The following is a 20,592-nucleotide window of genomic DNA, read 5'->3' as shown; positions in this document are numbered from 1 at the left end:
CCATCGCTTGATGGCGCATCGCTACCGCTATGGTGGGCGCTGGCGCAGAGCCGAAAACGTCATCGCCCAGGTGATCCTCAAGATGCGTTCGAAGCGGGTTTTTTGCTGCGGTTGCAGCAGACGCTGATCATGCGGCGTGAAGCCCCCACTTCCCAATCAATCAGCTTTGATGATGGAGGCTGTATTTGACATTTGAGATTTGCTTTTCCCGCCAAACCATCCGATCCAGCGATCTTTGATCGCGCCGATCGGAGGGTTCACTCGCTTATTCTCGAAGCCACCTCGTTCCACCTTCCTATTTCAAATTTGATTAGCGCCACATCTTCTTTTAAACGTGAGCAGGTTAAATTGAGAGGCGGAACTGCTCGATTTTCTGCTCAACGACTTCCTCTGGATTCCTTCCGTCTCTTTTGGCGCTCAGCATCGAATGGACATCTTCGTCGTTAAATACAAGGATTAGCTTCCTATGGATCATCCACTGCTCCCTAACGGTATGGGTGCCGCCCGCCGCATCGCACCCACGTCGCGAGAAAATCATGCCGAAAAGTCCTGCCCCTTGAGGCTTCAAATAGTTTGCAACCTGTAGGATTTCGTTTTTTCCAATTTTCCGAGTGTGGTTTTTGGCATCAACTACCACGAAGTCAGCCATGTATTTGTTTCGCAGGAAGTGCCAGAATCCATTCTCCGTGTAATTGGGAAGTATGAAGTCGCGTCTGTTGGTCTTTGTCTTGTCGGCATGCTCAGGGAGGGGTTTTTTGAGGGTAGGGCAGAATAAGTGCTCCAAGATGCTGCCGACTAGATCTTGGTAAAGGCTCCAGTCACGTTTTCCTGGTTCGCACCCTTTTAATTTAGCGGAAAGTTGGTCTTCTCGGGTTAGTTTCGGTCCGCGCTTCACCCTTCTGGATAGGAGGCTCTTGAAGTAACTGCGCTCTACATTTGGTAACTGTTCTGAAAAATTGTGAGCCAAAAAGTCCAGATCCCAGAGCAGAATTCCCGCAGCCCTCAGAGCCTGGCTGTCTTCTTCCCTCAGGGTGATGGGAATCGCGAGAACGGGTTGGCACTCGCCATAAATCTCTACGTAATTCTTTAAGTTTGCTATCTCGTCATGAATTTTTCTAAGTGTTGAAAGAGATGAAGATCTGCACTCGATAAGTAGTTTTGTGCGTCGGGAGTGTTTCTCATGGCTCGCCAAGATATCTGCTCTATGGCGGCTTGCTTTCCCGAATATAGCTTCTTGTACAATATCCGTGTATTCATCGCTTTCTCGCATTAAGTCAGAGAGGAAATGAATGAATTCGAACTCTGTTGGAGCTGGTCGACTTAGGAGGTTGCAATCGTCGCAGATTACAAGCAAATTGTTTTCAAATGGAAATGTGGCTAGGTTTTTTGGTTGAGTGTGCTCGATGCCATAGCTTGATGGGGTTTCTAAAGTATTGAGGCAAAACTGACAGGTTACAAAACTTCCCATCGTATGATCCTTATATTTCGAGCTAGTGGAGAACGCCTTGCCAGTCTTGCTTTTGGAAGCATGAAGCACCGCAGTGCCAGTGTTATGGCACTCTGATCGCGATCCTATCAGGCGAAGGAAGGCTGTCGCCATGGCGACTTCGCTATCGGCTGGCAACAAGGTAGGGACAGCCTGCCCGTGGGAGGGAACTGAAGGACGCGAAGCTGTTCCCGGTCATCTAGTCGAGGTCGGACGAGGAGTTCATGCCGCTGATTTTGCCAGAGCAGACTTTTCGCGGCGACGAACAGATAGGCCAAAAGGCAGGTGCTTAAAGCAATGTGATTGAGCCTCCCGTGGCGACTCGTTGCCAGAGCCCCAGCACCAGGGCGTGAAGTTGCTCGTTGTCGAATTCGACCTCTGAGCCGTGTCGGATGCCTGGCCGTTTAGGCGCAGCCTCCAAGATTAGCCTTGGGTAGCCGGGACTACTATTGGGAATACCAAAACGCGTGGAACTCAAAAAACCTTTAAGGAGCCCAGTGGCTCCAAAACCCTTGATTTCACCGGATTTCAGACACAAAAAAAGACGTCCGTGGACGTCTTTAGATGTAAATTTGGTGGAGCCGGGGGGATTTGAACCCCCGTCCGCCAGTACTCCGCTGTCGGTCCTACATGCTTAGCCGTGTCTATTAAGTTAACCCTCAGCGACCCGACGGGCAGGGTGCTTTGGGCGAGCTGTGTAAGTTTTAGCCGATTCGTCCACAGCGTACTGCACGGCGATTCTGTTCTATATGACAATCACTTCGGGTTTACAGACATCCCCTAATGATTGCTGGAGCCGAAGCTACCAGAAGTGCGGGCTAGGCTGCTTACGCAGCTAGTTGAGCACCGTAGTTATCGTCATTGGCAACTATAGAAAGTTGCAACAGTGGATTTACGACTTCTGTTACCAAGTCGGCATGCACCTAAAGTTTCATCACCGGCGTCGAATCCTAATCGGCCCCAGGTGACTGCTTTCGCAGTCAGGCCGCGGAGTGTACTCCAATGAGCTCCTCGCGTCGACCTTCTGACGCATCCGTTTTCGGCCAGCCACGGGGCTGGCCGAAATGCGGATTACTTGGCGCCTTCGCTGGCCGAGCCAGTGTTTTTCAGCTTGGTGATGGTATTGGTGGTCAGTTCAACACACTTTTCTTCGTCGCCAGCTTTTTGAGCCTTTAGCGCGTCCGCTTGGGTTTTCTCGATTTCAGCTTTGGTGTCGGCCGACATATTGGCATTGGCTGAAGTGTGGGCATCCTTCAGAGCCTGCAGGTTGGCACCACAAAGGTCGTCGGCGGCGAACGCCGGGGAACCCAACAGGGCAGCGGTGAGGAACAATCCAGTGAGTGCTGTGCGCTTCATTGTGTATCTCCTTTTATCGCCTGTGGACTCGGTATGGCCGGTCGATGAGGCCCGTCGCCGAGGTCTGTGAGTAAGCCCGGCTCAGATTGGCGGGCTTACTAGACTGACTGTGCGCAAACGCAGGGGTTCTATTTAATTTACAGTCTCATGTGAAAAAGCCATATTTCGCGATATAGGCACCAAAATGGGGCGATTGCCGTTGCTGTGTCGTGATCAGCCGATTTTCGCCTGTGTGACGCGATCTACCAGATAGACCAGCCCGTGGTAGTCGATCCCGCCATGTTGCGACAGGCCAATCTCGCAGGTGCGGCTGGTGGAGATGCCTTCGTTGCAGTGCTGGACGGCGTCTTTAAGCATGCGCAGTGAGTGGGCGTTCAGCTCTGGGGTGGTGAAGCCTTTATCCCCCGCAAAGCCGCAGCAATGAATGCCTTCCGGGATGACCACGTTCATGCTGCACAGGCGCGCCAGCTCAATCAGTGCCTGGCTTTCGCCCAGATGCTGGGTGCTGCAGGTGACGTGTACGGCGATGGGTTCTTGCTGGGGTGTGAAGGTCAGTTTGTCGATCAGGTGGGTGCGGATGAAACGCACGGGATCGTAGAGGTCCAGGCGTGTGTCTTTGAGGTTTTCCATCAGGCGCAAGGTGCACGGGCTGGTGTCGCAGTAGATTGGATCGAGTCCGCCGCGACTGGCTTTGCTCAGTGCAGCGAGCAGCTGTTGACGCTTGTCGTCGGCCTGTTCTTTGTAACCTTTTGACGCAAAAGGCTGACCGCAGCACAGGTTGTCCTGATCGTCGGGGAACACCACCTGGTAGCCAGCTTTTTCCAGCAGGCCACAGGTTTTATCCATCAGTGACATTTGCTCTTTGTCCCCGGCAGCTGGGCCCATGACCCGCGACACGCAGGCGGCGAGATAGACCACGCGTGGGCGTTTGTCCTCGACGGGCGGGCTGAAGCGAATCGCTTGTTCGGGCTGCGGCATGGCGGGGGACCACTGGGGCACGCGCCCGGCGGAGGCTTTGCTCAGCGCGGCGGATATTTTTGCCAGGCGTGGCGCGCCCAGCAGCATGCGTGCGCCATTGGCGGCGTGCAGGGTGAAGCGCGCACCTTGCAGCATGGTTTTGAAGTGGTTGGCCATCCAGCCTGCGGCTTGTGTGTGACTGGCTTCCTGGCTGCGCAGCTTTTTGATCAGCTCGCCGGTATTGATGCCGACAGGGCAACGTTGCGCGCACAGGCCGGTGGCGGCGCAGGTTTCGATGCCTTGATAGTGGTAGGCCTTTTCCAGCTCATCGGTGTTGATGCCTGCACGTTTGCGCGCCTGGATGTCGCGCCAGATGACGATGCGTTGCCGTGGGCTGAGGGTCAGGCCTTTGGAAGGGCAGACCGGTTCGCAGAAACCACACTCGATGCATTTATCGATGATTTCATCGGCGGCGGGCAGTGGTTTCAGGTGCTTGAGGTGGATCTGCGGATCGGTACTCAACACCACGTCAGGGTTGAGAGTGCCGTTGGGGTCGAGCAGCCGTTTGAGTTGCCACATCAGTTGATAGGCGTCGTGGCCCCATTCCAGTTCGACGAAGGGCGCCATGTTGCGCCCGGTGCCGTGCTCGGCTTTGAGCGAGCCGCCGAATTCCACGGCCACCAAGTGCGCGACGTCTTCCATGAACGCCTGATAGCGGGCGACTTCTTCAGGGTTGTTGAAGCCCTGGGTGAAGACGAAGTGCAGATTACCTTCCAGCGCGTGGCCGAACAGGATGGCTTCGTCGTAGTGGTGTTTGTCGAACAGCGCGATGAGGCGCCGCACGCCGATGGCCAGTTGTTCGACGGGGAAGGTGACGTCTTCGATGATCACTGTAGTGCCGGTCTGACGGACTGCGCCGACAGCAGGGAAGGTGTCTTTGCGAATGGCCCACAGACGAGCGTTTTCCAGCGGGTCTTCGGTGAAGTCGACTTGTTTCTCCACCGGAAAAGACGTCAGCGAGGCCATGATCTGCGCCAGTTGTTCATGCAGTAAAGGGCGCGAGGCGGCGCGGGCTTCGATCAACAGCGCGCAGGCATTTGCCGACAGTTCACGTACGAAAGCGGGCATGCCGGGTTTGTCCTGCACCGAGCGCATGCTGCGCCTGTCGAGCAATTCCACGGCGGCCACGGGTTGGCTTTTCAGGACGGTAACGGCGTTGCAGCAGGTTTCCACATCCGGGAAGACGATCAGTGCCGAGGCTTTGTTGGGATGGTCGATGACGGTGTCGTAGGTTACCGCACTGATAAAGCCCAGCGTCCCCTCGGACCCCACCAATAGGTGGCTGAGGATATCCAGCGGCTCATCGAAATCCACCAGAGCGTTGAGTGACAGGCCAGTAGTATTTTTCAGGCGGTATTTGTGGCGAATCTTTGTGGCTAGTTCGGTGTTGGCGCGGGTTTTACGGCCCAATCTGGCAAGCTCTTCCAGCAAGTCGGCATGGCTGACACGAAAGGCCGCAACGCTGTTCGGGTCTTCTGTGTCGATCAGTGTGCCGTCGGCCAATACCACGCGGATCCCTGCGAGGGTGTGGTAAGTATTTTGCGCCGTGCCGCAGCACATGCCGCTGGCGTTGTTGGCGACGATGCCGCCGATTTTGCAGGCGTTGATTGAGGCCGGGTCCGGGCCGATCTTGCGGCCATAGGGTGCGAGCCAGGCGTTGGCTTGCGCACCGATAACGCCCGGTTGCAGGCGGATTTGCGTGCCGTGCTCACGCACTTCGCGGCCGTTCCAGTTGTCGCCCAATACCAATAGCACCGAGTCGCTGATGGCCTGGCCGGAGAGGCTGGTGCCTGCGGCGCGAAAGGTCACCGGGACTTTTTCGCGCTGGGCCAGTTTGAGTAAGGCGATGACTTCGTCCTCGGATTCAACGCGGATCACAAGCTTGGGAATCAGCCGGTAAAAACTCGCGTCGGTGCCGAAGGCCAATGTTGAAAGCGGATCGTCGAAGCGGCGATTGGCGGGGATCAAGCGGTTGGCTTCGGTCAGGAAGGAGGCAGGGAGGCTCATGCGGTCTTCCTCAGGCAGTCAGGGGCTCAGGTTTCCAGGATTAGCGACGTCGCGGCATCTGGCGTGCCGCGTACGTGTTGATGCATGAGCTCAGACGCCCAATTCACGGACAAGGGAATCCCGGGAAATCTCGCTGATGGATTTGGCCCCGGTCAGCACCATGGCCACGCGCATCTCTTTTTCGAACAGGTCGAGCAAGTTCTTCACGCCAGCCTCGCCGTGGGTGGCCAGGGCGTAAATGAACGCGCGGCCGATGAGCACGGCGTCGGCACCGAGGGCGATCATGCGCACTACGTCCAGCCCGCTGCGGATACCGGAATCAGCGAGGATCTTGAGATCGCCTTTTACGGCGTCGGCGATGGCGGGCAGGGCGCGAGCGCTGGACAGAACGCCGTCGAGCTGGCGGCCGCCGTGGTTGGACACAATGATGCCGTCAGCGCCGAATTTCACGGCGTCGCGGGCGTCTTCCGGGTCAAGAATGCCCTTGATCAGCATGGGGCCGTCCCAGGTGTCGCGGATCCACTCCAGATCCTTCCAGGAAATGGACGGATCGAAGTTGTTGCCCAGCCAGCCAATATAGTCGGCAAGGCCGGTCGGGTTACCTCGGTAGGTCGAGATGTTGCCCAGGTCGTGGGGGCGGCCGTTCACGCCGACGTCCCATGCCCATTGAGGATGGGTCATGGCTTGCAGCACGCGGCGCATCGGGCCGTTTGCGCCGCTCATGCCGTGATGGGCGTCACGGTAGCGCGCGCCCGGCACCGGCATGTCCACGGTGAACACCAGCGTCTTGACCCCGGCGGCTTTGGCGCGCTCCAGGGCGTTGCGCATGAAGCCGCGGTCCTTGAGCACGTAGAGCTGAAACCAGATGGGGCGGTCGATGGCCGGTGCGACTTCTTCGATCGGGCATACCGACACGGTGGACAAGGTGAACGGGATACCTTTGCTGGCGGCCGCGCGCGCTGCCTGAACTTCGCCCCGGCGAGCGTACATGCCGCACAACCCGATGGGCGCCAAGGCCATGGGCATGCTCATGGTTTCGCCGAACAGCGAGGTTTCCAGGTTCAGCTCGGACATGTTTTTCAGGACGCGCTGGCGCAGGGCAATGCTGGCAAGGTCCGAAACGTTGTGGCGCAACGTGTGCTCGGCGTAAGCGCCGCCGTCAGCGTAGTGAAACAGGAACGGCGGCAGCTTGCGTTGCGCTGCTGCGCGATAGTCAGTGGAGGCGGAAATAATCATGGGCTCTCACAACTTGAGTAAGTGGGCAGCCGGGCGCGCTGAGTGCGCCCGGCGCTTGTTTCATCAGTGCACCAGCATGCCGGTGAACCAGTACGCCTGGGCGTAGGTCATGCAGCCGATGATGGTGGCGAAGAAAATGCTGTGCTTGAGGGTGAAACGGAACAGGTCGGATTCCTTGCCCACCAGCCCGGTAGCTGCGCAGGCAACGGCGATGGATTGCGGGGAAATCATCTTGCCCGTCACGCCGCCCGTGGAGTTGGCCGCGACCATCAGCACATCACTGACGCCCACTTGATGCGCGGTGGTCGCTTGCAGTGAGCCGAACAGCGCGTTGGACGAGGTGTCCGAACCGGTCAGAAACACGCCCAGCCAACCCAGGAACGGCGAGAAGAACGGGAAGGCTGCGCCGGTGCCCGCCAGTACCAACGCCAGGGTCGAGGACATGCCCGAGTAGTTCATGACAAAGGCGAAGGCCAGCACCATGCCGATGGACACGATGGCCCAGCGCAGTTCTTTCAGGGTCTCTTTGAAGGTAGTCAGACCGGTGCTCGGCGTAATCCGCAGCACGATCATTGCGAGGATGGCGGAGAACAGAATCGCCGTACCCGACGCTGCGATCAGGTCGAACTTGTACACGGCAGGCATGGCTGTCGCGGTTGCAACGATGGGTGCGGTTTTCATCACCAGTTGGTCGAGGTACGGAATAGGGATGTTCATCGTCCACGCCTGCATGGCGCCACCGGCCAGAAACATCGCCTTGAAAGGCTTCAGCGTCCAGATGGTGACCATTACGGTGAGGATCAGAAACGGCGACCATGCCTTGAAGATTTGGCCCATGGTGTAGGGCGATTTAACCGAGGAGCGCGGTTGATTGATACTGCCAGGGTTGCCCATGACCGCTGCGCCGCCCGAACTGCTGACGACGGTTTCCCCCGATTTTTTGGGCTGCCAGACCTTAAGGAAAAAGGTCAGTGCGACCATGCTCACCAGTGCCGAGGTAATGTCCGGCAGTTCCGGGCCAATGTAGTTGGAGGTCAGGTATTGGGTAATCCCGAAGCTCAGGCCTGCGACCAGTGCGGCGGGCCAGGTTTCTTTGACGCCTTTGACGCCGTCCATCATGAACATCAGCCAGAACGGCACGAACACCGACAGGAACGGTAATTGCCGACCCGCCATGGCGCCAATCTTGAACGGGTCGAGGCCTGAAACCTGACCCGCCACGATTACCGGAATCCCCAAGGCTCCGAACGCGACCGGCGCGGTGTTGGCGATCAGACACAAGCCTGCCGCGTACAGCGGGTTCAGACCGAGGCCGACAAGCAAGGCGGCGGTGATTGCTACCGGTGCGCCGAAGCCTGCCGCACCTTCCAGAAAGGCCCCAAAACAGAACGCGATCAACAGCACTTGCAGGCGCTGGTCATCGGTAATGGACATGACCGAGCTGCGGATGATCTCGAACTGTCCGCTTTTGACGGTCAGTTTGTAGAGGAATACCGCAGCCACGATGATCCATGCGATGGGCCACAGCCCGTACGCAAACCCATATCCAGCGGCCGCGAGCGCCATGCCAGCCGGCATCTGGAACGCAAAGATCGCGACCAGCACCGATAACGCCAGCGTAATGCTGCCAGCGATGTGCCCTTTGAGCCTGAAGACGGCCAATGCCAGAAAGAAAAACACGATGGGTATGAGTGCAGCGGCGGCCGATAGGCCAAGACTGCCCAAGGGTGTGTAGAGCTGTTGCCAGGTTTGCATATGGGAGGCCCCTAATTGTTTTTGGATAGGCCCGGTATTCCGTGTCTTACGTGCGAGGCTTCGGTCTTACGCCCTGAGTGGCGGACGTCTTGCCGATGCTGACGAACGAATCGCACAGCTCACCAGTTCAAGCCTTTCGTCATCCCGAAAGGTTCTTGCAGCGCAGTAGAGAGTAGCTGCTGGCGCTGGCATTGGATAATTGGTAATACCAATTTACAATGTCTGGTCGCTAGCGTAGAAGCGTTGCTATTGATGTGTCAATTTGCGGTGGTGCGACTTTCGTAGGAGACCCTGTGAAATGCGCTGCTGATCCGGCTTTTCAGCCGGTATCTGGCGGGTGCTTGAAGCGCGGCAATGAGCCAGAATACGCGGGCCCGACAATACGATCGGGGAGTGGAGTGAAAGTGATGGGCTTTGATCAGGTGCGTCAGCGCCGTTTGTCCGACGATATTGTCGAGCAGCTTGAACGAATGATTCTTGAGGGCACGTTGAAATCCGGCGGCCGTCTGCCTGCCGAGCGTTTGCTTGCCGAGCAATTTGGTGTTTCCCGACCCTCCCTGCGCGAAGCGATCCAGAAACTGACCGCCAAGGGCTTGTTGATGAGCCGTCAGGGCGGCGGCAATTATGTGGTGGAAAACATTGGTTCGACCTTTAGTGATCCGCTGCTGCACCTGCTGGAAAGCAGCCCGGATGCGCAGCGCGACTTGCTGGAGTTTCGTCACACGCTTGAGGCGTCCTGCGCTTATTACGCGGCCATGCGTGCGACGGATGTGGATCGCGAGCGTTTGCGGTTAGCGTTCGATACGTTGCAGGATTGTTATGGGCGCGAGGGGGAGGTCAGTCGAGCGGAGGAGGGCGCAGCGGATGCCAGCTTTCACATGGCCATTGCTGAAGCCAGTCATAACGCCATTTTGCTGCACACCATTCGCGGGCTATTCGATCTGCTCAAGCGCAACGTGGTGACTAATATTGGCGGGATGTACAAACAGCGCAGCGAAACCCGCGACATGCTGATCAGTCAGCACCGGGAGTTATACACAGCGATTATCGAAGGACGCGCGGACGACGCCCGCGATATTTCCAGTCGCCATTTGCTGTATGTGCAGGAAGTGTTGGAAGAAGTGCGACAGCGGGCGCAGCGCACGGCTCGGGCTGAGCGGCGTAACGGGATGTGAGTTGAAGCTAAACCGGTGGGAGCGAATTCATTCGCGAAAGCGTGGGTACAGCCGATGAAGGTATATCGACTGTACTGGCCTCTTCGCGAATGAATTCGCTCCCACGGGGATTTACGCTTAATTAATCATCCTTGCCCTTGGTCCGCACGGCACGCCAATCCATTTGCTGTATGTGCAGGAAGTGCGACAGCGGGCGCAGCGCACAGCTCGGGCTGAGCGGCGTAACGGGATGTGATTTGGCGCTAAACCCGTGGGAGCGAATTCATTCGCGAAAGCGTGTGTACAGCCGATGAAGGTTTATAGACTGTACTGGCCTCTTCGCGAATGAATTCGCTCCCACGGGGATTTACGCTTAATTAATCATCCTTGCCCTTGGTCCGCACGGCACGCCAATCCATTTGCTGTATCTACAGGAAGTGCGACAGCGGGCGCAGCGCACGGCTCGGGCTGAGCGGCGTAATGGAATGTGATTTCGGCTAGACCAGTACGGTGCTAAACCTGTGGGAGCGAATTCATTCGCGAAAGCGTACGTCCAGCCGATGAAGGTTTATCGACTTTACTGGCCTCTTCGCGAATGAATTCGCTCCTACCGTTCAAGCCGGCAGGGCAGGACTGATCAGGCTTTAAGCCTAATCATCCTTACCCTTGGTCCGCACGGCACGTTGCAGCTCGCGATCGGAATCACGTTCACGCTCGGTATGGCGCTTGTCGTATTCCTTTTTACCTTTGCCCAGAGCGATTTCGCACTTGATCAAGTGCTGCTTCCAGTAAAGGGAAAGAGCCACGCAGGCATAGCCTTTCTGCTGTACAGACGACGTCAGCTTTTCAAGCTCGCGCTGGTTCAGCAGCAGTTTACGGGTGCGTGTCGGGTCAGCGATGACGTGCGTGCTGGCAGTCGTCAACGGCGAAATGTGGCTACCCATCAGCCAGGCCTCACCGTCTTTGAGCAGCACGTAACTGTCGACCAGCTGTACCTTGTTGGCACGCAGACTTTTTACTTCCCAACCAGCCAGGACCAGACCGGCCTCGAACTTGTGTTCGATGAAGTAATCGTGACGCGCCTTTTTATTTTGCGCGATGGTCCCTGTAGGGTGTTTCTTGAGCTTAGCCATAGGCGACGCATTATAGGGACTCGCTTCAAAGTCGGCTATGGGAAGCTGCACGCTTGAGCACGATGATTTAATCCCGGACAATGCGCCTGCTTCTACCCAGTATTTCTGGCCCTGAAGCAAAGGTGACTAATATTTCATTCGAACCGATGCTGGCTCGCCAGGTCGATTTGTTCATCACGCTGTTCACCACGGTGACGTGTGTTTGCAGTATCCGCAGGTTGGGTGACGAGCCTTGGCGCTCCTTGCTTTGACGTTTTTTTGATGCGCTATGTGGCGCCGTTCGGCATTCTTGTAGTATCTGCCGCGCAGCTTTGGAATTGACGCTGACATGACTACGCATATTCAACGTTCCGCTCTTTTGCCCTATCCGGCCAAGGATCTCTATGACCTGGTCAATGACGTGGCGCGCTATTCGGAATTCTTGCCCTGGTGCTCTGCCTCCAAGGTGCTTGAGGCGAGCGAGGAGCACATGCGTGCCAGCCTGGAGATCGCTAAAGGCGGCCTGAGCCAGCATTTTGTTACGAAAAACACGCTGGTGCCGGGGCAGTCCATCGTGATGGATCTAGTCGAAGGGCCCTTCGAGCAGTTGCATGGCGTCTGGACGTTCAAGGCGCTGGGCGAGAAAGCCTGCAAGATCAGCCTCGATCTTTCCTTCGATTACGCTGGCCCGATCGTGCGTGCCACCCTTGGGCCTTTGTTCAATCAGGCGGCTAATACGTTGGTGGACGCGTTCTGCCAGCGAGCGAAAGAGTTGCATGTCTGAGGCAATCATAACGATTGAGGTGATGCACGCCGGTGTAGATCGACAGCTTTTGCAGGCTGTCGAGGTCCCGGCAGGTTCAACTGTTCAACAGGCATTGCTGCTCTCAGGCGTTTTTAACGAATTTCCCGAACTGGATCTGGCGAATTGCCCGGTGGGGATCTTCGGTAAGGTTGTAAGCCGCGAGCGTGCTCTTGAGCAGGGCGACCGAATTGAGATCTATCGTCCGCTGCTGGCTGATCCGAAGGAAGTTCGGCGCTTGCGAGCTGCCAAAGCAGCCAAGGCTCGGCAGGAGAGTGAGCGTTAGGCCCATTGTTTCAGCGAATCACAGACAGCAAAAAGCCCGGCATGCCGGGCTTTTTTGTGCCTGCGGTAATTGCTTACTGCGGCGAGGTGTCCAGTGGTTCCTGAGTCGGAACAGGGACTGTCTCGACTTTGTCGACGTCCTTCTGGATCTGATCAAGCAGCGAACCTGGCTTGGCCGGTTCTTCTTTCGGCTGCTCTGGCGTGGCTGTGGAATTACCGTCATTGCCGAGAATGGCTTCGTCACGGCTCACGCCAGGCATGAAGTCACCCGACAGACTGACCAATTGGTCGTTGCCGTTGAAGATCAGCGACACACGCTCTTGCTGACGTTCACCGCCACCAGGCTGCAAGCTGTACAGGTAATCCCAGCGATCGGCATGGAAAGTGTCGGTCAGCAGAGGGTTGCCCATGATAAACCGTACTTGCCGTCGGGTCATTCCCGGCCTTAACTGGTCTATCATGTCCTGCGTGACGACATTGCCTTGCTGGATGTCGATTTTGTAAACCCCGGGGAATGAACAACCGGCGAGTGCGAGCAGTCCCACAAGGGTGAAACTGGTTAGCAGGAGCTTGGTGTTTTGCATCGGTGGGCGACTTCCACTATCTTGGCTGGGACAACGTAAACCCCGATCATACCTGCATTAAGAGAAGCTGCGAAGCAGCGTCTGCGAGAAAGCTGACCATGGTTGAAAATAGCGAACTACGAAAAGCCGGACTTAAAGTGACCCTGCCACGGGTCAAAATACTACAGATGCTCGATTCCGCCGAGCAGCGCCACATGAGTGCTGAGGATGTTTACAAGGCACTGATGGAAGCTAGCGAGGACGTCGGACTGGCCACGGTTTACCGTGTCCTGACCCAATTCGAAGCTGCCGGATTAGTGGTTCGCCACAATTTCGACGGTGGACATGCGGTGTTCGAACTGGCTGACGGCGGCCACCACGACCATATGGTCAACGTGGAATCCGGAGAAGTGATCGAATTCTTCGACGAAGAAATCGAAAAGCTTCAGAAGGCGATTGTCGAGCGGCACGGTTTCGATTTGGTGGATCACAATTTGGTGCTGTACGTGCGCAATAAAAAGGCTTAAATCTTTTTTGACGCAACAGCAAAGGCGACCCTAGGGTCGCCTTTGTGCGTTTTTGGATGTGAGAAGGTGTTAGGGGCCTAAATCTGTGCGAATTCATTCGCGAAGACGGCATTCCTTCCGACGCAAATGTGGCGGATGTGCCGGCCCATTCGCGAATGAATTCGCTCCCACGGGATAACCATTTCCCGCAGCTCGCAGTGACCTTTGAGACCGAATTATTCGGGAGTTTGGTCCTGTACTGAAGCGACAGCCATCAGCTCTTGGCTGTCACCACCATTTTCTTCGCATGGGCCAGGGACTCTTTGGTCAGATCGATACCGCCCAGCATCCTCGCGACTTCTTCTATACGTTCGTTCTTGCTCAGTTTTGAAACAGCAGTGCGCGTGGCTTCGCTGTCGCGGACCTTGTGAACAAACAGATGCTGATGCCCCTGCGCGGCGACTTGTGGCAAGTGCGTCACGGTCATGACCTGACCGCGATCACCCAGGCGACGCAATAGCTGGCCAACGATCTCGGCCGTTGGGCCGCCGATCCCCACATCCACTTCGTCGAATACCAGCGTCGGGACTCGAGATGTCTGCGCGGTGATCACCTGAATGGCCAGACTGATCCGGGATAGCTCGCCGCCCGAAGCCACTTTTGCCAATGCTTTCAACGGCTGCCCAGGGTTGGCGCTGACCAGCAGCTCAACTTGCTCAAGGCCGTTGGGCAGCAATTCTTTCTCGGGGTTGGCCTTCAGCTCGATGCTGAATCGCCCGCCCGGCATGCCCAAGCGCTGGATTTCATGCTCCACGGCAGCTGCCAGTTCCGGCGCTGCGCGATGGCGCAGGTCGCTCAGTTCCCGGGCCTTATCCTTATAGTGACGGGCGAACGACGACAATTCATTTTCCAGTCGCTCGATCGCTTCGTCGTTTGCATTCAGCGTTTCGATTTCGTCCAGTAGCTTCTGTTGCAGCGTCGCGACTTCAGTCGGCTGGATGCGATGCTTGCGCGCCAGGGTGTAGATCGCGTCGAGACGTTCTTCGAGATGCTGCAGGCGCGCAGGATCGGCGTCGAAATGATCCAGGAAGCGATTGAGCTCACCAACGGCTTCTTCTACCTGAATCTGTGCACTGGACAGCAGATTGGTCGCTTCGCTCAAGGCGGTCGGCGAATCATTGACGCTGCCCAGGCGATGCAGGCTGGCAGTCAAGGCATTCAACACATTGCCAGAATCGTTTTCGCTGCATTGCTCGACAACCTGACGGCAAATGCTCAGCAGACTTTCGGCATTGGTCAGGGTTTTCTGTTCTTGCTCGAGTTGCTCCAGTTCGTTTTCGCCCAGGCTCAGGCTTTCCAGCTCTTCAAGCTGATAGCTCAGAAGCTGATGGCGTGCGCGTTGCTCGTCGCCGGAGTTGGAGAGCCGGTCCAGTTCCTGCCGGGTCTGGCGCCAGCGTTGGGCAGCCAGTTGTACCTGGCGAGCCAGATCCGTCGCGCCCGCGTATTCATCCAGCAAACGTCGATGGGTGTCGGTCTTGAGCAGTGACTGATGCTCGTGCTGGCTGTGAATGTCGATCAGCAGTTCGCCTAGTGCCTTCAAGTCACCCTGGGGGCAGGGCGTGCCATTGATGTAGGAGCGCGAGCGTCCCTCGGCCGTAATAACCCGGCGCAGGATGCACGGACCGTCATTGTCCAGGTCGCGCTCCTTGAGCCAGGCCTGTGCTTCAGGAATGTCGATCAGGTCGAACGTCGCGAGAATGTCTGCCTTATCTGCGCCGGGGCGAACCACGCCGCTGTCGGCTCTGTCGCCCAGAGTCAGGCCAAGGGCATCGAGCATGATCGATTTGCCTGCCCCGGTCTCACCGGTGATTACGCTCATGCCACGGTCCAGCTCGAGATCGAGGTGTTCAACGATGGCGTAGTTATGTACGGAAAGGTGCACCAGCATGGAGTGGCTCCCAGGCGATAAGTCTGGTTATTTATACAGTGTTTTATTTGTCGATGACAATGCCCGGATTTAGCTCGATTCGTTCGGCGATACGCTTTTTTTAGTCCATTTGGCGATTTGTTCAAGTGCGATAAGGACTTGGCTTTGGCCGGAAGGTTTGTGAGGACTTTTGTCGATTCGCTGAAATCTGCTCTTGAAGCTGAAAAATCCGCTCCCATATAGGTGGGCAGAAGCGCGATTTGAGCTCGCGGACGTACTTGAAAGGAGAAATCTATGGCTGACGAACAGAATCTGGATGCGCAGACCCAGGACCAGGCTGCCGAAGCAGTCTCCGGTGAAGAATTGGTAACCCGCGTGCAAGTGCTCGAAGAGCAACTGGCCGCGGCACAGGACCAGTCCCTGCGTGTGGCTGCGGATTTGCAGAATGTCCGCCGCCGTGCAGAACAGGATGTAGAAAAAGCTCACAAGTTTGCGCTTGAGAAGTTTGCGAGTGACTTGTTGCCGATCGTGGACAGCCTTGAGCGTGGTCTGGACTTGTCCAATCCGGACGATGAAAGCATTCGTCCAATGCGCGAAGGTATCGAGCTGACGCTGAAAATGTTTAGCGACACGCTCAAGCGTTACCACCTCGAAGCGATCGATCCCCATGGCCAGCCATTCAATGCCGAGCATCATCAGGCAATGGCCATGCAGGAAAGCGCCGATGTTGAACCAAACAGTGTTTTGAAAGTGTTCCAGAAGGGCTACCAGCTCAATGGTCGTCTGCTGCGCCCGGCTATGGTCGTGGTCAGCAAGGCACCATCGCCTGTTCAGCCATCAATTGATGAGCAGGCTTGAAATCAGCTGTCTGGCCCCCATTTATAGGCCAAGCGTTTAAGAGCTACCGCAATTTGTAAACGCAGTTGCGGCAACTAAATTCAAAATTTCGGGAGATTCACAGATGGGCAGAATTATCGGTATTGACCTGGGGACCACCAACTCTTGCGTCTCCATTCTGGAAAACGGCAGCGTCAAGGTTCTGGAGAACGCCGAAGGCGCTCGTACCACGCCTTCGATCATTGCTTATGCCAACGATGGCGAAATCCTCGTCGGTCAGTCGGCCAAGCGTCAGGCTGTGACCAATCCGCACAACACGCTGTACGCGGTAAAGCGTCTGATCGGTCGTAAGTTCGAAGAAGAAGTCGTTCAGAAAGACATTCAGATGGTCCCTTACAAAATCGCCAAAGCTGACAATGGCGATGCGTGGGTTGAAGTCAACGGCAAGAAAATGTCGCCTCCTCAGATTTCTGCTGAAATCCTGAAGAAGATGAAGAAAACCGCTGAAGACTATCTGGGCGAAGCAGTGACCGAGGCGGTGATCACCGTTCCGGCTTACTTCAACGACAGTCAGCGTCAGGCGACCAAAGACGCCGGTCGTATTGCCGGTCTGGACGTAAAACGTATCATCAACGAACCGACCGCGGCCGCTCTGGCTTACGGTATGGACAAAGCGAAGGGCGACCACACTGTCATCGTTTATGACCTGGGTGGCGGTACTTTCGACGTTTCGGTCATCGAAATTGCTGAAGTTGATGGCGAGCACCAGTTCGAAGTTCTGGCAACCAACGGCGACACGTTCCTGGGTGGTGAAGACTTCGACATTCGTCTGATCGACTACCTCGTTGACGAATTCAAGAAAGAAAGCGGCATGAACCTTAAGGGTGACCCGCTGGCCATGCAGCGCCTGAAAGAAGCCGCTGAGAAAGCCAAGATCGAGCTGTCTTCGAGCAATTCGACCGACGTTAACCTGCCGTACATCACTGCAGACGCGACCGGTCCAAAGCACTTGAACGTGAAAATCTCGCGCGCCAAGCTGGAATCGCTGGTTGAAGACCTGGTTCAGCGCACCATCGAGCCTTGCCGTATCGCGTTGAAAGACTCCGGTATCGACATCAGCGCAATCAACGACGTGATTCTGGTCGGTGGCCAGACTCGTATGCCGTTGGTGCAGCAGAAAGTTACCGAGTTCTTCGGCAAAGAAGCTCGTAAAGATGTTAACCCGGACGAAGCAGTTGCCATGGGTGCCGCTATTCAGGGCGCAGTATTGGCCGGTGATGTTAAAGACGTTCTGCTGCTGGACGTTAGCCCGCTGACCCTGGGTATCGAAACCATGGGCGGCGTGATGACTGCGCTGATCGACAAGAACACCACGATTCCTACCAAGAAATCGCAAGTGTTCTCCACTGCCGACGACAACCAGAACGCCGTGACCATTCACGTGCTGCAAGGTGAGCGTAAGCAGGCTGGTCAGAACAAGTCTCTGGGCAAGTTCGACCTGGCTGAGATTCCACCAGCACCACGTGGCGTTCCACAGATCGAAGTGACCTTCGACATCGATGCCAACGGCATCCTGCACGTAGGCGCCAAAGACAAGGCGACCGGCAAGCAGCAGTCGATCGTGATCAAGGCTAACTCCGGTCTGTCGGACGAAGAAATTCAGCAAATGATCCGTGACGCTGAAGCCAACACTGAAGAAGACCGCAAGTTCGAAGAGCTGGCGACCGCGCGTAACCAGGGCGATGCACTGGTTCACTCGACTCGCAAAATGATCTCCGACGCTGGCGACAAAGTGACCGCTGAAGAAAAAACGGCGATCGAAGCTGCGCTGGTTGCTCTGGAAACCGCTATCAAAGGCGATGACAAAGCTGCCATCGACGCCAAAGTCGAAGAGCTGTCGAAGGTTTCTGCGCCAGTGGCTCAGAAAATGTACGCCGAGCAGGCAGAGCAACCGGAAGCCGGTGCTCAGGCTGCGAAGGAAGACGCCAAGCCTGCTGACGACGTTGTCGATGCAGAGTTTGAAGAAGTTAAAGAAAACAAGTAAGCGCAGGCTCACTTGCAAGCCAGTTGACCGTTTTCGGGCGGTCGCTGGTAGGATGTCGCCGCGCGGGAGCTTGCTCCCGCGTTGGCGTGTCTGGAACAGACGAAATTTTTTCGGCCTGCGGTATTTACCGCAAGCCGGTGTGGCAAGGTCGTCATGCTCCTGCATGCGGCTTGTTCTGCCGCTTTCCCGGTCAGCCTGATCGGTGAAATGAAGACCAGGATCGTTGAATTGACGTGAGTTGGGTCCGGGCCTGTATGGGGCTCAACGAGTTTGGCAAAACTCAGGAGGGTTTTGCCGGACGTCCTCAAGAGTGCGGAAGAATTTATGGCTAAGCGTGACTATTACGAAGTATTGGGGGTGGAGCGAGGCTCCAGCGAGGCAGATCTGAAGAAAGCTTATCGTCGTCTGGCGATGAAGCATCACCCTGATCGCAATCCTGACGATAAAGCGTCGGAAGAACTCTTCAAAGAGGCCAACGAGGCCTACGAAGTTCTGTCGGACGCCAGCAAGCGCGCGGCTTACGACCAGTACGGTCATGCTGGCGTCGACCCAAGCATGGGCGGCGGCGGTTTCGGCGGTGGCGGGGCTGGCGGTGCGAACTTCTCCGACATTTTCGGCGATGTATTCAGCGACTTCTTCGGTGGTGGCCGCGGCGGTGGCGGTGGTCGTGGCGGCGCTCAGCGCGGTAGCGATCTGCGTTACACCCTCGAGCTGAACCTTGAAGAAGCCGTGCGCGGTACCTCGGTGAACATCCGGGTTCCGACGCTGGTCAACTGCAAGCCGTGTGACGGTTCGGGTGCCAAGAAAGGTTCCTCGCCTGTTACCTGCCCAACCTGTGGCGGTATTGGCCAGGTTCGCATGCAGCAAGGTTTCTTCTCGGTGCAGCAGACCTGCCCGCGTTGCCACGGCAACGGCAAGATCATTTCCGATCCTTGCGACTCCTGCCATGGCGAAGGCCGTGTCGAAGAGTACAAGACCCTCGCTGTGAAAGTACCGCCTGGGGTTGATACCGGTGATCGCATTCGTCTTTCCGGCGAAGGTGAAGCAGGTACGCAAGGTGGGCCTACGGGCGACCTGTACGTGGTGATCAACGTGCGCGAGCACGCGATCTTCCAGCGTGACGGCAAGCATCTGTTCTGCGAAGTGCCAATCAGCTTCACTGATGCCGCACTGGGCGGTGAGCTGGAGGTGCCAACGCTGGATGGCCGCGTCAAGCTGAAGATTCCTGAGGGTACCCAGACCGGCAAGCAGTTCCGCTTGCGTGGTAAAGGTGTGGCTCCGGTACGTGGTGGCGGTGCGGGTGACTTGATGTGCCGTGTAGCTGTCGAGACTCCGGTCAATCTGGGCCGTCGTCAGCGTGAACTGCTCGAAGAGTTCCGCTCAACGCTTGAAGGCGATAGCTCTCACTCCCCGAAAGCCACTGGCTGGTTTGACGGTGTGAAGCGTTTCTTCGGCGACTTGTAACGGGAGCAGGACATGCGACGTATTGCTGTGATGGGCGCCGCCGGGCGCATGGGTAAAATTCTGATCGAAGCTGTTCAGCAAGCGCCGGGCGCTGGCCTGACGGCGGCGATCGATCGGCCCGACAGCACGCTGGTCGGTGCTGATGCTGGCGAGCTGGCTGCGCTGGGTCGTATCGGCGTTCCGCTGTCGGGTGATCTGGCCAAAGTGGCTGATGAGTTCGATGTGCTGATCGACTTCACGCACCCTTCGGTGACCCTGAAGAATCTGGCGTTCTGCCGCAAGGCCGGCAAGGCCATGATCATCGGTACCACGGGTTTCACGGCTGAAGAAAAGCAGCGCATCGCTGAGGCGGGGAAAGAGATTCCGATCGTCTTCGCCGCCAATTTCAGCGTTGGCCTGAATCTGTGCCTGAAGTTGCTCGATACCGCTGCCCGCGTGCTGGGTGATGATGTCGACATCGAAATCATCGAGGCGCATCACCGCCACAAGGTCGACGCGCCGTCTGGCACTGCGTTGCGCCTGGGTGAAGTGGTTGCCAATGCGCTGGGGCGTGATCTGGAAAAGGTCGCTGTCTACGGCCGTGAAGGCCAGACCGGTACCCGTGATCGCCAGACCATTGGTTTCGCGACGATTCGTGCGGGTGACGTCGTCGGTGATCACACCGTCCTGTTTGCCTCTGAAGGCGAGCGGGTCGAGATCACGCACAAGGCTTCCAGTCGCATGACGTTTGCCAAGGGCGCAGTCAGGGCTGCCATGTGGCTTGAGGGTCGTGAGGCGGGTCTATACGACATGCAGGACGTGCTCGATCTGCATTGATTGATCGTTACTGATTGATCGCTATAACAGAGGCGCAGCCCTGAAATTCAGGGTTTGCGCCTCTGTTTTATCCTTCCTCGGGAACTTCTGTCGCATTCCCCCGTCTTTTCGCCTCATTGGCGGTAGACCAAAAAAGCCTTTTTCTGTAAGCTACAGCTTTAGTGTGTCCACTAAAAGCGCGCAGATGATTCTATAAGAAAGCGGGGTGACGTAACTACGTCATTC

At 56.7% G+C, this 20,592-nt stretch carries 16 protein-coding genes and 1 other RNA gene; 8 read left to right on the top strand and 9 right to left on the bottom strand.

Annotation, left to right across the window (positions count from 1 at the left end; all coding sequences use genetic code 11):
- Positions 1-343: 343 nt before the first annotated feature.
- The 6 genes from K3169_RS25565 to K3169_RS25540 form a co-directional block, all read right to left on the bottom strand.
- A complete protein-coding gene (locus tag K3169_RS25565) occupies positions 344-1,468 on the bottom strand; it encodes a hypothetical protein (protein WP_263268656.1) in 1,125 nt (374 codons plus the stop codon).
- Between the two features lie 591 nt (positions 1,469-2,059).
- Positions 2,060-2,448, bottom strand: a transfer-messenger RNA (tmRNA) gene (gene ssrA, locus K3169_RS25560).
- Between the two features lie 109 nt (positions 2,449-2,557).
- Positions 2,558-2,842 carry a hypothetical protein gene (locus tag K3169_RS25555; RefSeq protein ID WP_263268655.1) on the bottom strand — a complete coding sequence of 95 codons (285 nt, stop codon included), beginning with the start codon at positions 2,840-2,842 and terminating at the stop codon, positions 2,558-2,560.
- Positions 2,843-3,055: 213 nt separating this feature from the next.
- A complete protein-coding gene (locus tag K3169_RS25550; protein ID WP_263268653.1) occupies positions 3,056-5,866 on the bottom strand; it encodes an FAD-binding and (Fe-S)-binding domain-containing protein in 2,811 nt (936 codons plus the stop codon).
- A gap of 90 nt (positions 5,867-5,956) precedes the next feature.
- Complete coding sequence (gene lldD / locus K3169_RS25545) at positions 5,957-7,102, bottom strand: FMN-dependent L-lactate dehydrogenase LldD (protein ID WP_027901437.1); 1,146 nt, start codon at positions 7,100-7,102, stop codon at positions 5,957-5,959.
- A gap of 63 nt (positions 7,103-7,165) precedes the next feature.
- Complete coding sequence (locus tag K3169_RS25540; RefSeq protein WP_263268651.1) at positions 7,166-8,857, bottom strand: lactate permease LctP family transporter; 1,692 nt, start codon at positions 8,855-8,857, stop codon at positions 7,166-7,168.
- Between the two features lie 407 nt (positions 8,858-9,264).
- On the opposite strand from K3169_RS25540, the gene K3169_RS25535 reads away from it, so the two are divergent.
- On the top strand, positions 9,265-10,032 hold the full coding sequence (locus K3169_RS25535) for a GntR family transcriptional regulator (protein ID WP_263268649.1): 768 nt from the start codon (positions 9,265-9,267) through the stop codon (positions 10,030-10,032).
- 629 nt (positions 10,033-10,661) lie between these two features.
- Here the strand turns inward: K3169_RS25535 and smpB are convergent.
- The gene (gene smpB, locus K3169_RS25530) at positions 10,662-11,144 is read right to left on the bottom strand and encodes an SsrA-binding protein SmpB (protein ID WP_027901440.1); all 483 of its coding nucleotides are present in this window, start codon (positions 11,142-11,144) and stop codon (positions 10,662-10,664) included.
- Positions 11,145-11,472: 328 nt separating this feature from the next.
- On the opposite strand from smpB, the gene K3169_RS25525 reads away from it, so the two are divergent.
- On the top strand, positions 11,473-11,907 hold the full coding sequence (locus K3169_RS25525) for a type II toxin-antitoxin system RatA family toxin (RefSeq protein ID WP_263268647.1): 435 nt from the start codon (positions 11,473-11,475) through the stop codon (positions 11,905-11,907).
- The gene (locus K3169_RS25520; RefSeq protein WP_263268645.1) at positions 11,900-12,211 is read left to right on the top strand and encodes an RnfH family protein; all 312 of its coding nucleotides are present in this window, start codon (positions 11,900-11,902) and stop codon (positions 12,209-12,211) included. Before K3169_RS25525 ends, K3169_RS25520 begins: the two co-directional genes overlap by 8 nt.
- A gap of 73 nt (positions 12,212-12,284) precedes the next feature.
- Here K3169_RS25520 and K3169_RS25515 read toward each other — a convergent pair whose 3' ends face one another.
- Positions 12,285-12,794 carry an outer membrane protein assembly factor BamE gene (locus K3169_RS25515; RefSeq protein WP_027902306.1) on the bottom strand — a complete coding sequence of 170 codons (510 nt, stop codon included), beginning with the start codon at positions 12,792-12,794 and terminating at the stop codon, positions 12,285-12,287.
- Positions 12,795-12,892: 98 nt separating this feature from the next.
- Between K3169_RS25515 and fur the strand changes: the two genes are divergently transcribed.
- Positions 12,893-13,300 (top strand): ferric iron uptake transcriptional regulator, encoded by a 408-nt coding sequence (fur, locus tag K3169_RS25510; RefSeq protein ID WP_002555142.1) that lies wholly within the window; start codon positions 12,893-12,895, stop codon positions 13,298-13,300.
- A gap of 253 nt (positions 13,301-13,553) precedes the next feature.
- On the opposite strand, the gene recN is transcribed toward fur, so the two are convergent.
- Entirely contained in the window at positions 13,554-15,227 is a 1,674-nt protein-coding gene (gene recN / locus K3169_RS25505; protein ID WP_122705481.1) for a DNA repair protein RecN, read from the bottom strand.
- Positions 15,228-15,500: 273 nt separating this feature from the next.
- On the opposite strand from recN, the gene grpE reads away from it, so the two are divergent.
- The 4 genes from grpE (at position 15,501) to dapB (ending at position 20,367) form a co-directional block, all read left to right on the top strand.
- Positions 15,501-16,064 (top strand): nucleotide exchange factor GrpE, encoded by a 564-nt coding sequence (grpE, locus tag K3169_RS25500; protein ID WP_027900309.1) that lies wholly within the window; start codon positions 15,501-15,503, stop codon positions 16,062-16,064.
- Positions 16,065-16,167: 103 nt separating this feature from the next.
- The gene (gene dnaK, locus K3169_RS25495) at positions 16,168-18,087 is read left to right on the top strand and encodes a molecular chaperone DnaK (RefSeq protein WP_027900310.1); all 1,920 of its coding nucleotides are present in this window, start codon (positions 16,168-16,170) and stop codon (positions 18,085-18,087) included.
- Positions 18,088-18,411: 324 nt separating this feature from the next.
- Positions 18,412-19,551 (top strand): molecular chaperone DnaJ, encoded by a 1,140-nt coding sequence (dnaJ, locus tag K3169_RS25490; RefSeq protein ID WP_027900311.1) that lies wholly within the window; start codon positions 18,412-18,414, stop codon positions 19,549-19,551.
- Positions 19,552-19,563: 12 nt separating this feature from the next.
- Positions 19,564-20,367 carry a 4-hydroxy-tetrahydrodipicolinate reductase gene (gene dapB / locus K3169_RS25485; RefSeq protein ID WP_231675971.1) on the top strand — a complete coding sequence of 268 codons (804 nt, stop codon included), beginning with the start codon at positions 19,564-19,566 and terminating at the stop codon, positions 20,365-20,367.
- Positions 20,368-20,592: the final 225 nt, after the last annotated feature.

Origin of the sequence: Pseudomonas phytophila (assembly GCF_025643095.1) — a bacterium.
Classification (GTDB): domain Bacteria; phylum Pseudomonadota; class Gammaproteobacteria; order Pseudomonadales; family Pseudomonadaceae; genus Aquipseudomonas; species Aquipseudomonas quasicaspiana.
Note: the sequence above shows the minus strand (reverse complement) of the source record. Positions and strands in the feature narration are given on the sequence as shown.